13 protein-coding genes are annotated in these 12,922 nt (G+C 49.0%); 4 read left to right on the top strand and 9 right to left on the bottom strand.

Features of this window, described 5'->3' with window-relative positions; genetic code table 11:
• Positions 1 to 701 precede the first annotated feature (701 nt).
• Positions 702 to 1,865 carry an Nre family DNA repair protein gene (locus ACPLJI_RS02985; protein WP_424730167.1) on the top strand — a complete coding sequence of 388 codons (1,164 nt, stop codon included), beginning with the start codon at positions 702 to 704 and terminating at the stop codon, positions 1,863 to 1,865.
• Positions 1,866 to 1,869: 4 nt separating this feature from the next.
• On the top strand, positions 1,870 to 2,859 hold the full coding sequence (locus ACPLJI_RS02990) for a DegT/DnrJ/EryC1/StrS family aminotransferase (protein ID WP_424730168.1): 990 nt from the start codon (positions 1,870 to 1,872) through the stop codon (positions 2,857 to 2,859).
• 31 nt (positions 2,860 to 2,890) lie between these two features.
• Here the strand turns inward: ACPLJI_RS02990 and cgi121 are convergent, their stop codons facing one another.
• The 5 genes from cgi121 to ACPLJI_RS03015 all read right to left on the bottom strand — a co-directional run bounded on the left by cgi121 (position 2,891) and on the right by ACPLJI_RS03015 (position 7,890).
• On the bottom strand, positions 2,891 to 3,361 hold the full coding sequence (gene cgi121, locus ACPLJI_RS02995; protein WP_424730169.1) for a KEOPS complex subunit Cgi121: 471 nt from the start codon (positions 3,359 to 3,361) through the stop codon (positions 2,891 to 2,893).
• The gene (locus ACPLJI_RS03000; protein WP_424730170.1) at positions 3,362 to 4,858 is read right to left on the bottom strand and encodes a 2-isopropylmalate synthase; all 1,497 of its coding nucleotides are present in this window, start codon (positions 4,856 to 4,858) and stop codon (positions 3,362 to 3,364) included.
• A gap of 173 nt (positions 4,859 to 5,031) precedes the next feature.
• Entirely contained in the window at positions 5,032 to 6,042 is a 1,011-nt protein-coding gene (locus ACPLJI_RS03005; protein WP_424741126.1) for a TIGR01177 family methyltransferase, read from the bottom strand.
• Positions 6,033 to 7,163, bottom strand: a complete 1,131-nt coding sequence (locus tag ACPLJI_RS03010; RefSeq protein ID WP_424730367.1) for a geranylgeranyl reductase family protein — start codon at positions 7,161 to 7,163, stop codon at positions 6,033 to 6,035. The genes ACPLJI_RS03005 and ACPLJI_RS03010 overlap by 10 nt, the downstream gene beginning before the upstream one ends.
• On the bottom strand, positions 7,156 to 7,890 hold the full coding sequence (locus ACPLJI_RS03015) for a PH domain-containing protein (protein WP_424730366.1): 735 nt from the start codon (positions 7,888 to 7,890) through the stop codon (positions 7,156 to 7,158). Before ACPLJI_RS03015 ends, ACPLJI_RS03010 begins: the two co-directional genes overlap by 8 nt.
• Before the next feature lie 135 nt (positions 7,891 to 8,025).
• On the opposite strand from ACPLJI_RS03015, the gene ACPLJI_RS03020 reads away from it, so the two are divergent.
• Positions 8,026 to 8,751, top strand: a complete 726-nt coding sequence (locus tag ACPLJI_RS03020) for a UPF0280 family protein (RefSeq protein WP_424730365.1) — start codon at positions 8,026 to 8,028, stop codon at positions 8,749 to 8,751.
• Between the two features lie 150 nt (positions 8,752 to 8,901).
• Here ACPLJI_RS03020 and ACPLJI_RS03025 read toward each other — a convergent pair whose 3' ends face one another.
• The gene (locus tag ACPLJI_RS03025; protein ID WP_013295940.1) at positions 8,902 to 10,134 is read right to left on the bottom strand and encodes a proteasome-activating nucleotidase; all 1,233 of its coding nucleotides are present in this window, start codon (positions 10,132 to 10,134) and stop codon (positions 8,902 to 8,904) included.
• Between the two features lie 106 nt (positions 10,135 to 10,240).
• Here ACPLJI_RS03025 and ACPLJI_RS03030 point away from each other — a divergent pair, with 106 nt between their 5' ends.
• The gene (locus ACPLJI_RS03030) at positions 10,241 to 10,714 is read left to right on the top strand and encodes a multiprotein bridging factor aMBF1 (protein ID WP_424730364.1); all 474 of its coding nucleotides are present in this window, start codon (positions 10,241 to 10,243) and stop codon (positions 10,712 to 10,714) included.
• 27 nt (positions 10,715 to 10,741) lie between these two features.
• On the opposite strand, the gene ACPLJI_RS03035 is transcribed toward ACPLJI_RS03030, so the two are convergent.
• The 3 genes from ACPLJI_RS03035 to ACPLJI_RS03045 form a co-directional block, all read right to left on the bottom strand.
• Entirely contained in the window at positions 10,742 to 11,095 is a 354-nt protein-coding gene (locus tag ACPLJI_RS03035; RefSeq protein ID WP_424730363.1) for a DUF356 domain-containing protein, read from the bottom strand.
• A gap of 21 nt (positions 11,096 to 11,116) precedes the next feature.
• Positions 11,117 to 12,301 (bottom strand): hypothetical protein, encoded by a 1,185-nt coding sequence (locus tag ACPLJI_RS03040; RefSeq protein WP_424730371.1) that lies wholly within the window; start codon positions 12,299 to 12,301, stop codon positions 11,117 to 11,119.
• A gap of 75 nt (positions 12,302 to 12,376) precedes the next feature.
• Complete coding sequence (locus ACPLJI_RS03045) at positions 12,377 to 12,814, bottom strand: hypothetical protein (protein WP_013295944.1); 438 nt, start codon at positions 12,812 to 12,814, stop codon at positions 12,377 to 12,379.
• Positions 12,815 to 12,922: the final 108 nt, after the last annotated feature.

The raw sequence follows: 12,922 nt of genomic DNA on the forward strand, positions 1-12,922 counted from the left end.
GTGTAGTTTCCGATCAGCTTTGAAGCGTCACAAATCTCATTATAGGATAAACTCACAGCTGAAGAACTGCCCGGAAGGCAGAAAAAGGACAGGATCGCCAGAAAAAACAACAACCTCCTCACAGCCACCACCATAATATGATAATACATTATAGTATAAAAAGATTACTATCTCTTTTAGGGGCGAAAAATATAAAAGGTGGGGTTTAAGACGAGAGCATGAATCCCATCATTACAAGCTTAAACAGGAAAAAATAGGCACTTACCATCCCCCCAGATGGGCAAAGAGAAACCTCATTTCTTTACATAATGATTCTTCTAAGGGAATACAGAATTTTTCCTGCTCCCCCATTCTTAGGTGTTCCTACAATATGCAATGGAGAAGTATGAAGTAGGAAGGAAAACACAGGGTAAAAAGATATTTTGGTGAAACCGTGAAAAACACCTATACAAAAATATACTATAAACGATATTGTACATGAGATCAGAAGAAAAAACAAAAACAGGGAAATACTCATTATCTTTAACGAAGTACAGCAGATGTCAAAAAGCACAATGCGAATTTTCTTGATATAAAGAATAAGTTTCAGTGAGGTGTCATAAAAACAATAAATATCCAGAAACCCAGTCCCTCCAATGGGATATGATGACGGGTCAGGTGTACCATAAAAACAATAAATATCCAGAAACAGAGCTTTAACAATGATACGGTCAAAGTACGCCTTCCTCAAGAGGCTCACCAGGGACCTCAAAATGAGGTCCGTGGAGGTGGGAGAGGAGCTTGAGGGGGCCACACCCCCATCGGTATTCATAGGGAGCTGGAACTACCCCAGGGTCTACGCTGGACCCATGATAGCACCCATCCAGGGTGAGGTCGAGATATTTGACTCCCCTGAGAGATGGATACCCGAGAGTAAAACACAGGAGGAAATCATAGACTACCGCCTCAACCTCATAAGGGGCAAGCAGCTAGTGGGAGTCAGGGACCTTGATAACCATCTCGTGGAGAAGCTCCAGGAAATATCCCTCTCATCAGGGGCCATTGAAAGCGAGGCCCAGTTCAGGAGAAAACCAAGAGGCCTGTTTTTCAGTGAGGAGCAGACACCCCACGGCCCCAGCGCAGTCCTTGAAAACTTTGAGATAGAGAACGTCAAATGGGACCGTGAACTTGAAAGGGCCCACTACGACACCGACCTCAGGGCAGATGAGGCAATAGTGGAACTCCACAGAAAGGGAACCCCATTCTCTGCCATCCAGAAGGCCCTCTCGGTGGGTGCACTTGGTGATGCCAGGAAAAGGAGGCTTGTCCCCACAAGGTGGTCAATAACAGCCTGCGACAGCACCCTGGCGGACCACTTCCACAGGAGGGTTCTTGAATATGATATCCTGGACACCTACAGGGTCCATGAATTTGAAAGCCTCAAAAACAGATACCTCATACTCCTCACACCCTCAGAGTGGCAGTATGAATGGATGGAGGCCTTTATAAAGCGTGACGGGCGTGCAATGATATTCTCAGACCATGAAACACTGAAGGGTAAGAGGGAGTACTCAAGGGTTGGTGGCTGCTACTACAGCGCCAGGATGGCTGTCCTTGAGGCCCTTGACAGGGAAGAGAAACAGGCAGGTGCAATCATACTCAGGGAGGCCTACCCGGGCTATGTGCCCCTGGGTGTCTTCAACGTCAGGGAGAACGTTAAAAACGCCATGAATGTAAGGCCACATGAGTTCAACGGCCTTAAAGAGGCCCTTGAATTCATGGACAGCAAACTTAAACTTGGACTTGATGCATTCAGAAGGAGGAGTAACCTGCTGCGGGACATCAGTTCTTCAAGGCAGACAACCCTGGACTCCTTCTTCAGGTGATATCATGAATTCAGAAACCCCAGCAGAGATGATGGAGGATCTTGAACCCCTTAGACTCAGATTCAGAGAACCATCACCTGAAACAAAAAGAGCCATCTGCAAAGCCGCACTCTACAGGGAAATACCAGACCCTGAAAAGAAAATCAGGAGGATCACAGGACACAGATACGCAAGACTCCTCAGCAGCGGGAATGCCGCAATCCTCCTCACTGTATCCCGGCTCGATGGTCCCATCCTCGTGCCTGACCAGGGCGGATGGCGGGGCTTTAAGAGGATACCTGAGATCCTTGGCAGGGAGGTTTTCACGGTCAAGACAGAGATGGGAATCATTGACCCTGAAGTCCTGGAATCACGTCTTGAAGATACAGGGGCCAGGGCAGTTTTTGTCACAAGCTTCGCCGGTTATACAGCGGAGCAACCCATCGCAGAACTCTCAGATATCTGCAGATCCCATGATGCAATCCTGGTTGAGGACGCATCCGGGAGCGTCTCTGATCCCCTTGAAAGGCTATGCAATGGTAAAAAAAGTCACATTATAATCGCATCCACTGGCTCTCCAAAAACCGTTAACGCGGGTGGTGGCGGGTTCATCTCAACCTCCATTCCAGAGTTTGTGCAGCAGGACATGCTACTATCCGCCCTCAAGGCAGATCCATATGTGAGGGCTGCCGTTGCCGCTGAACTGGATGCTGCCAGGAGGAACCTCACAGAGACCCTCAGGGCATGCAGTTACCTCAAAGAAAAACTTGAGGGGGCATTCCACCCTGAAAAAAGAGGTATAAATGTTATAATCCCATCCAGCACCCCCAGGGAGGATGTTAAAACTCTGAGAAAACTTATAACAGCAGATGGCAGGAGCATATTCACAGCATGCCCCTCACCTGACAGGATACTTGAGAGTGCAGTTGCAGTGGAGGTTAAGAACCTGGATGTGGGATGCCTCACCCATGAGAACCTTGAGAGGATGGCGGAGATCATCTCCTCTGTTATATGAAGGTGGAGTATCCTCAAATCCCCATCATAAACTATAAAACCTGGAGCATCGTCGTCCTCTCCATGAGTGCATTCTCAACTCCAACTGTTTTTACCTCCTCCCCAAGACCATAGAGGCTTCTGAGATAATCCTCATCTGGTTCAAGGATCCTGTCATCCCTCTGGAACCGGGAATCAAGGAATTCCTGGACATCAGTCTCGCAGTCCACAAGGATCGCGCAGATCTCCATTTCACCCTTCCTGACACCTAAAAGTTCAAGGGCCCGGCTTATCTGCCTGGTACCTGCAATACGTAGGCATATCTCAATTCCAGGGTCGCTGGAAATATTCTGACCCCTCTCAAAGGCCCTGAGGGCGTGGAGTGCACCATGGAGTGCATGGTCACTCCCTGCAACGGCCCTGGCATCAACAAGCTGGAGTGTGCATGGGAACCCTCTTATCTCATTCAGGAGTTCATCCAGGTCTTCAATGGTTCCACGGTATCCCCTGATATCTATATTCACCTAACCACCCTTCTGATTCTGAGCTGCCTCATTTGCCAGCAGCCTGTTAACACCGCTGAGGAAGGCCTCCACACTGGCCATGATGATGTCAGGCTGGGTGCTCCTGGCACTTATTATCCTGTCACCGTGCCTCAGCTTTATAACAACATCGATGAGGGCATCTGTACCCCCTGTTATGGCGTCCACATGGTACTCCTCAAGGGTGATATCTGCAAAGTCCTCAAGGCTCTTCTTTATGGCAACTATGGCAGCATCCACCGGACCAACCCCTATACCTGCCTCAAGGACCTCATTACCATCCACCCTAAGTTTGACCGATGCTGTGGGTGTCACCCGGTTACCTGAGACTATGGTGACCTCCTCAAGGTCCACAACCTTGTTCTCCATGACCCCGAGAACATCCTCTGCTATGGCCTGGAGGTCCACGTCGGTGACACATTTACCCATATCCCCCAGTGCCTTGACCCTCCTGAATATCTTCATCAGCTTATCCTCATCGACCTTCATTCCAAGCTCATCAAGCCTCTGTCTGAGGGCATGGGTCCCTATGTGTTTGCCCATGACGAACCTTCTCCTGTGGCCAACCATCTCAGGTGTTATTGGTTCATAGGTTTCCGCCTTCTTGAGGACTCCATCTGCATGTATCCCCGATTCATGGGCGAATGCGTTTTCACCGACTATTGCCTTGTTTGGCTGCAGGTATACCCCGGTCATCCTTGCGACCATTCTGGAGGTCTCATAGAGCATCTCGATGTTGATGTTTGTATCAACATCATAGAGTGATTTGAGTGCAACCACAACCTCCTCAAGGGCTGCGTTACCTGCACGTTCACCTATGCCATTGATGGTTGCGTGGACCTCGGATGCTCCTGCCCTTAAACCGGCGAGGGAGTTTGCAACTGCCAGTCCAAAGTCGTTGTGGCAGTGGACACTCAGCGGGACCCCAAGTTCTGAGAGTTCACCGTAGAATTCATAGGAGCGTTCAGGTGTGAGCATCCCCACGGTGTCACAGGCGCATATCCTCTCTGCCCCTGCAGCTATACCCTCAGTGAATACCCTCCTGAGGAATTCCATGTCGCTACGTGTTGAGTCCTCTGCTGAGAGTTCAACCAGGAGGCCATGGTCAACTGCGTACTCTGTGCAGTCCACCGCCTGTTCAAGGACCTCCTCCCTTGTTTTTCTTAGCTTGTGTTCAAGGTGCAGGTCAGAGGTGGGCACAACCAGGTGCACACTGTCAACTTCACATGAGAGCGCGGCGTCTATGTCATCCCTGACAGCCCTTGAAAAGCTGCAGATCTCAGCGTTCAGACCCTCTGATGTGATTCTCCTGATACCTTCCCTTTCACCCTCTGATGTGATTGCTGAGCCGGCCTCGATGATGTCAGCGCCCAGATCATCGATTTTTAGTGCTATTCTGAGTTTCTCCTCCGGGGTAAGGGAAACCCCTGGTGTCTGTTCTCCATCCCTCAGTGTGGTGTCAAGTACTCTAACCTGCAAATTAATCCCTCTTTCAGGTGCTCAGAAAATAGTTATTTTAGATTTTAGTTCCGACACTTATATAGGTTAAGTGTTCAGTTCTGTGCAAAGGATGACTATGGTTAAGTATTCAGTCCTCTGCGGTGGAGGGCGCCAAACCGTACCTGTTCACTTCGTAAAATGCGTTGATACCGTTACACGGTTTCAATAACTCTTATAATCCTTGTGAGGCTCCTGTGCATCCTCATGGAGTATTTTTCTCTTACTGTGAACCTATCATCGATGAGTCCCTCAAGGTCAATGTAGTGGGGTGCTGCCATGCATATCACACCATCCTCTTTAAGATTTGAGTATGCTGAGTTCAAGAACTCCCTGTAGAGTTTCTCGCTCCTCTCACCTGCAGTTGATGCTGATATTCCATATGGAGGGTCTGTCACTATTGCATCCACCCCTCCCTCAAGCCTCAGATCCCTGGCATCGGATCTTATAACCTCAAAATCAGTTATACCATAGTGCTGAAGGTTTTTCCGTGTGCCCTCAACCATCCTCCAGTCTATATCCGCACCCATCACCCTCACACCCATGAGGCCTGCCTCTATGAGTATCCCCCCTGTACCACAGAATGGGTCTAGGAGTCTGTCACTGGACCTCACACCTGCGAGGTTCACCATACACCTTGCAAGTTTCGGACTCATCGAGCCCGGATAGAAGAATGGTCTTCTGTGTGGTCTGGCCTTGTTGAAGTGATCCTTACTTATCTCTGCAAGGCGCAGTGTGAGGATGAATCTGTCGTCAATGAGTACCGGCCTTACAAGGGTCCAGGGATTCTCAAGATCAACCCTTGCTCCTGTCTTATTTTTTATGATGGCCCCAAGGTCTCTCTCAAGTTCCCTTGCATCAACCTCGCCCCTGAGCTTTTTTATCCTCACCGCAAAGCTACCCTTAATATGACTCTTCCAGTCAATTTTCTCTGCAGTCCCTTGAATCTCACCGGTGGTGGAATATCCGGCGACCCGGCAGATTTCATGGGCGTATGCAAGCCTCCCCTTAAGGATTTTCCATGCAGAGGTGGGGGCATCCAGAAGCACATATCCCCTTCCATCCTCAACCAAACTGAATTCTATACCCTCTGACCTCAGAACAGATTTGAGTTCAGCAGAGGGGAGTTCAGGGTGTTCCTGTGAGAGTATAACCATTATTTCCATATGCTGGCCACCTTCCTTGAGAGGATGGATGGTATTATCCTGAAGAGGAGGCCACTCTTAAGGAATTCCATTATGAGCGGTGTCTGTATGTCCATGTCCCCGTACCTCGATATTATCTCCTCAGCACCGTACTCCTTCATCTTGAGGAAGATATGGTCGAGGTCCTCATCGGATAGTATCCTGAAGGTCCTCTGCACCCTCATCTGGTTTTTCATCTCAGCCATGTAGAGCTTCCTGCAGGCTTCCGGGTAGTTCTCAAGTAGCCCCATGTCATCCTCGAGGGCCATCTGGATGACCTCTGCCGCCACGTGGGCAGCCCTGGATGCAAGAACTATGCCTCCGCCGGTTGTGGGTTTAACCTGTCCTGCGGCATCACCTATCCTGATGCACCTTCCCCCTACAAGTTCCATATCAGGGTCTGGTTCCGGTATGAATCCATGGTAGCTCTCCATGATCCTGAAATCTGTGCTGAGATCTGAAATGAATCCCTTAATAAGATCCTTGAGATTTTTATGGTGTCCGAATGCACCCACACGGGCTGTTTTCTCATCAAGGGGTATTCTCCAGAGGAAACCTGGTGAGAGGCGTGAGTCGACCCTGAGGTCAACAAAGTCTGTGTCCATTTCCTGGTCCCTGAACCTCACAAGGAACTGCCTTGCCGGGTACTTGTTGCGGATAGCGACCTGACCCCTTGCATCCACAAGCACACTGGCCCTAAGAGTTCTTCCATTTACCTCAACCTCGCCTGTGGCCTCACTGAAGTCCCTAACGGCTGTTCCTGTTCTCAGCTCAGCACCTGCTTCGCATGCAAGGTCTGCAAGGTACTGGTCATAGGCTGCCCTGTCAATCACATGTGCCTCGGGCCTCTTCCTGGAAACCCTGAGTTTTATGCCTGATGGTGAATGCAGCACCGCACCCCTTACACTGTTCAGTATTAAGTTGTCCGGGAGTACATTTGCCTCGGTTATCCTATGGGATATGAGTCCTGCACACTGGAGGGGAACACCCAGTATTTTTTTCCTGTCAAGGACGCCCACCCTGAATCCCCTGCTGGCAGTGAGCCTTGCAATCGTTGAACCCGCCGGCCCGGCTCCCATGATGATGACATCGTATTCAGTCATTCTCACCCTCCTCTCTGGACCTCCTGAATTTCCGTGAATGCCTCTCCATTACTGACTCTTCACTGCTTCCCATTTCATGAGGGGATTCTTCAGGAGTGTTTTCATCAAATTCATCTGTATCCTCCCAGAACTTGGGGTCTGCGAATCCCCGCCCTTTCTGTCTTTCTGATGATAGTTCCCTGAGTATCTCCTCTGCCTCATCAACTGATCGGTGTTCTGTGAAGCGGTTAATGTGGTACTCGATCCTGGCCGGGAATGGGGCATCCTCAAGGATTATGTGGGTATCCTCATGGCCGCCGTGGATCTCTATATCCGCAGAGTCCAGGAGCCTCTCCATGATACCCTGTGAGAAGGATATGTCCACTATCTTGCTGTGGTTCATGTAGAACCTCCTCTTCCTTAAAACTCCACTCTCAACTATAACCCTGTGGTCGGTGATTATGTAGCGCCTGCTCCTCCATGAGATCACATCCCAGAGCACACTGAGCACCAGCAGGATAAAAGCAGCAGTTAAAATCCAGACAACCTTATCTGCAACCGTGAACCCGTACCTCATAATGAGAAGGTTATCAAGGTCCCCTGCAAATTTAACCGCCGCCGGGAAGATGTATATGATGAGTGCAAGGAACAGGATTTTTATGATGGATGACTTTGAGTTGAGGATGAACCTTGGCCGTGTTTCATATAGAACCCTTTCACCTGGATATAACCTCTCCCTGCCAAACATGTTATCACAGTGAACTTACATAGATTAAAAGGAGTTAACTTCACTGTACATAATTGTTTGCATGTGTTTTTATATCTAATGGTTGGTTCAGAAAAGAACTTCAGGAATTGAGCATAGAAGAGGGGCACTGATTAAATGACAGCGGAGAATATAAACATCGGGGAAACCCATATAAGGCTCAGAACCGATATCGAGGACCATGGAGTTGCTGGTTTCATTTTGGGGGAGAGAATGAAACTCATAGGTCATATACAGAGAAATCACGAGTTTTTAACATCCCTTGAACCCATCCATGTGAGTGAGGGGCCCCTTATAGTGAGGATGATGTCCCGTGCATCAGGGAAGGCTGATGTGGGACCAATGGCTGCTGTGGCGGGAACAATAGCCCAGCTATCCCTCATGCACCTCATGGGCCTAGGCTCCAGGTGCAGTATAGTGGACAATGGCGGGGACATCGCCCTCGTGAACAACCGTAAGGTTACCGTGGGACTTTATGCCGGTTCATCACCACTTTCAGGGACCGTGGGTTTTCTCCTGAAGCCAGGTGCCCCCAGGGGTATATGCACGTCCTCTGGTACAGTGGGTCACTCCATAAGCTTTGGCAGGGCCGACTCTGTGACGGTATTCGCATCTGAGGCCAGCACCGCAGATGCCCTTGCAACCTCAATAGCCAACAGTGCGGATGGCCCCGATGATAGATCCGCGGTTGAGAGCGCGCTTGAGAGGGCTGATGACTTTCGTGAGCACTTCAGAGGGGTTATGATTGTGGTGGGTGAGCATGCAGGCACGGTGGGGAAGATACCGAAACTCGTAATGACCGATAGAAAAGCCGTGCTTTCAGACCTCTGGGAGGAAGTCTAACTGAACATCCTAAAACTAAGCCTTACTCTGGAAGAAATCCAGTTGATAATCACTTAATCTCAGAAAAAAATAATAGGATTACAGCCTCAGATCGCCCATCATTCATCACCTATTCAGAGCTCATAGGGTTCATCACAGGCTGCGGTGTGTTTAGCCGAACATCACGCCGGTTTCCTGCTTGTATTCCTCTTCCTTCTCAACACCCATTATCTTATCAACGGCGTCCATGAAGTCATTCATTGTGACCTCATCACGTTCCTCCCTTATGGCGAACATACCTGCCTCTGTACATATCGCCTTGAGGTCCGCGCCGGATGCACCGTCTGTGATCCTTGCAAGGAGTTCAATGTCAACTTCCTCTGCAAGGGCCATTCCAGATGTGTGTATCTTGAGGATCTCCCTCCTGCCGTCCTCATTTGGCAGTGGAACCTCAATGAACCTGTCAAATCTTCCAGGGCGGAGAAGTGCAGGATCCAGGATGTCAGGCCTGTTGGTTGCAGCGACTATACCAACATTACCCCTGGATTCAAAGCCATCAAGCTCTGCAAGGAGCTGCATCAGTGTCCTCTGAACCTCCCTGTCCCCGCTTGTTGAACTCTTAAGTCTCTTGGCTGCCACAGCGTCAATTTCATCTATGAATATTATGCTGGGGGCCTTCTCCTTGGCCAGCTCAAAGACTCCCCTCACCAGCCTTGCACCTTCGCCTATGTACTTTCTGACGAACTCTGATGCAACTATCTTTATGAAGGTGGCGTTGGTTTCATGTGCAACGGCCTTTGCAAGGAGTGTTTTACCTGTACCCGGGGGTCCGTAGAGCAGTACACCCTTTGGTGGTTCTATACCTATCTTCTCAAATAGTTCAGGTTTTTTAAGTGGTAATTCCACTGTCTCCTTGACCTCACGTACCTGTTCCTCGAGGCCACCTATCTGCTCGTAGGAGACGTCCGGTTTTTCTTCAACTTCCATACCCGTTACCACGGGGTCCTTCTCTGATGGAAGCACATCCACTATGCTGAATGTCTGCTGGTTGAGTGCAACCCTGGCACCTGGCTCCAGCTGCTTCTTATCAATGAATCTTGAATAGTTTATTACGAAGTGAGGGCCTGTGCTGCTCTTAACTGCGACCCTGTGATCATCAAGAACCTCTGTGATGGTGGCTATGACCAGTGGAGGGGTTCTGAATCTTTCAATCTCACCACGGAGAGATTTAACCTCCCTGTCAAGCCTTGTCTTCTCATTTTCAATTAAAAGTTTATCCTTCTCAAGCTTTCTGATCTTCCACATCAGATTCCTTTTTGTCTTTGAATTCTCCTCTTTAAGCATTCTAATTTCTTTTTTGAGGTCCTCAATCTTTTTTAATACATTCTGGGAGTTATTTTCCATGATTTTAGAACACTCCTATTTAAATTTTGTTGTATACTATCTTGTTTCTAGTAATATTTAAATATTGGGGTGGGATAAAACTAGTATAAAATAAAAAGGGATCTTCATGAGATGCGAGATTTGCGGCAAAAAGATTGTTGGAAAACCTGTGAAGACCAAAATCGACAGTTCAGTGATGGATGTATGCAGAGAATGCTCTAAGTTCGGTAAAATCATCAGGGAACCTTCCAAACCAAGACCCACCAAGGCGGGTGTCAGGAGAGCCCCCAAGAGGTCAAGGAGGCCAATGGAAACCCTATATGAGGTTGTTGAGGGTTACGGTGAGATCATAAGGGCTGAGAGAGAGTCCCGGGGATGGTCAAGGGAGGATCTCGCAGAGAGAATCAATGAGAAGGTCTCAGTCATAAACAGGATTGAATCTGAGAGAATGGAACCCGACATCAAACTTGCAAGGAAACTCGAGAAGCTCCTTAAAATAAAGATCCTGGAGAAATTCGAGGCCGGTGAAGAGGAAAGGATTGAGGTTGGAGGGTTCCGCGGAGCAACCATAGGTGATATAGCAAGAATAAAAAGGGGTTGAATCCTTTCTGATTCCCCCTGTGGACACTCACCTCTTTTTATATGAATAATAACCCTTGAGGACCTTCAGAGTGCCGAACATTTCCCTGAGGTCCTCATATTCATCATATTCGCTGCTCACAACAATTATGTGGGCCGGTGGGTGTATCCTCCTCACAGCCATTATGGTCTCTGTATCACCCTCCTCAACCTCAACTGCGGCTGCAACCTTGGATCTGGTCCTGAGATTACCTCCAAGTATGGATGCTGCCATTTTATCTGCAATTTCATGTTTCATTATTCGGGGCCTGCCCCTTACCCTCAGGCCAGCATGTCTTTCAAGATCCGCAAGGGCATTCAGGATCTTATCTCTGCTATCAGCCCTTAATATTATTAGAGACACATTAACCACTTTTTAATGGATTTAACCCCTTCTGAATGAACTTATCAGGCTGCTCCTGAAGAGTACCAGGAGTACCATCACAAAGCCCAGGGCGGTCTGTATGTTGCCCAGGAGATCCAGGAGATTTGAACTTACAGGCAGCTCCATTGGTGGTGCTGTCCGATCGTCTGGTAGTGGTGTGTAGTAGACACCAACCGCCCTTGAACTTGGTTTAACATTTATATCCTTGGGTTCAACGTAGTTCACGCCCACAAGGAAGCCGTTCTTTATTGCCCTGTTTATGGATCTTGCTATGGCCTCTTCACTGTAACCATTCTTTCTGACTGAGGCCCTCACAATCTCCTGAGTGGTCTGCACAACACCCGCCTCCTCTGTTCCGTACACTGAAACTGAAACAGAGCCGTTGGTCACTGTTATGGCGTCCTTAAGGGCTTCGTATGCATAGATCACCCTGAGTTTACTTCCATCAATCGGGCAGACCTGATAGCTTTCGGCTGCAGGGTAACCTATGCTCCATCCGCACTCATCGCATACCTTGACGTAGGGCTCATCCATTGGATAACCCGTCTCATTGAGGTTCTCAGGGGTGAACATGTCCCCTGTGGATACCCCTGAATCGAGGTTCACTGCACCACCACCGTATTTTTCACCGGCGTCCTTTGCCACCTCCTCGAAGACCTTCCCAACTATGTAGGTGGCTGGGTAACCATCCCTTATCATCTTACCTATGTTCACCGCTGTCTCCTGGCGCACCCTTGTTGCGGTACCATACTTGGGGTTACCATGTGTGTTCCTGAGGTGTATTATTGCACCCTTCTTCCCTGGTGGGAGGACAGCAAGCCCGCCTGAGTATGGTGTCACCGTTATTGTACCATCATCCTCCACGATAACCACATAGGCATCGAAGGATCCGCCAACCGCCGCACCTATACCCGGGCCTCCACACATTACCCTGATCCCCGGGTAACTGTTGGCTGCTGATGCGGCCTCCGCAGCTGTGGCCCCATTCTCAAGGCGGTTTATAACATCCATTATCGCCATGAGCCTTGGTATGGACGCACCTTCACCCCCTGAGAGTACAGCGAATCGTTTCTCCTTGGACATGAGAAATGTGGACTGGAACATGTTCTGTGCAAATGACATACTCCCTGCTGCTGCGCCGTTGGGATCTGCGCCGGTGGGGTCCGTGATTACGATGACGTTCATCGTGGCGGATACAGGACCTATGAGAAGGTTGAATATGAATATAAGGGCGATTAGCCTTGAAATTTTATGCACCGGTTACCCTCCTGTTCTGTTGGTGATTTTAACTGTTGAAAAGTCCTCAATGACATTGACAGTCACTATACCCGTTCTGGTGTCCACCTTCACATCTGCAGCCGCTATTGGCGTGACACGTGTACCTGGAATTGTTGTTCTTTTAACAAATTTCTCCGCGTTTTCTATTGCCTCGCTCAGCGGAACCTTCCTCTTGGACGTTACGAGTATATCCCCCTTTATGTAGCTCCCCGGTCTGAATCCGGCAGCATACACGTTGGTCTTTATGGATGAGAGTGGGACTATATCGTTACCCTTCACTATGACACCAGATATTGGAACTCCCCCCTCATCCTCCATCGATGAGGCATAGGCAAGGTATGTCATCACGCGCCCCGACAGGATGAGTATGAATGCCAGGAGGAGTATCACAAGCGTGTCCCTTCTGATCTTTATGAGCATTACACTTCACCTTTAAACTGCAGTTTCTTACAGTTACTAAATATTAATTCTTGGCTCAAGGTTTATAAAGATTGAGCAGCGGCGAGTAACCACCATCAAGTACAAACT

This window comes from Methanothermobacter sp. (genome assembly GCF_049720995.1).
In the GTDB taxonomy this organism is placed as follows: domain Archaea; phylum Methanobacteriota; class Methanobacteria; order Methanobacteriales; family Methanothermobacteraceae; genus Methanothermobacter.